Source organism: Bradyrhizobium sp. Kon69 (assembly GCF_055807515.1).
The window spans coordinates 1-318 of sequence record NZ_JBVVOS010000223.1 but is presented as its reverse complement, the minus strand read 5'-3'; the positions used below and the strand labels follow the sequence as shown (position 1 = coordinate 318).

Below are 318 nucleotides of genomic sequence, written 5' to 3'. Positions count from 1 at the left end.
CCGTGCTTGCAAAGGAGCCGATGGTGGCGCCGAGCGTCGTGGTGCCGGTCGCCGCCGTGGTGCCGCCCGCCGCGCCGCTAAACACGACGTTGCTGCTTGCGGTCGCGCTGGCGAAGCTCGTGGTGCCACGCAGGTCGGCCGCCGTCGCACCCGCGATCGTGGCGGAGACGTTGGACTTGGTGGAGTAGCCGACAGTGGTCTGCAGCGCCTGGTTGGCGATCGACTTGGCAGAGTCGATCAGCTTCTGCAGCGAGGTGATGCCGGTGTTGGCGGCCTGCAGCACCTGCACGCCGTTGGCGATGCCGTCGAGCAGATTGT

1 pseudogene is annotated in these 318 nt (G+C 68.2%); it reads right to left on the bottom strand.

Features of this window, described 5'->3' with window-relative positions:
• Positions 1-318 (bottom strand): annotated as a pseudogene (locus AC0L3U_RS38925) (DUF1522 domain-containing protein); the annotation flags it as partial.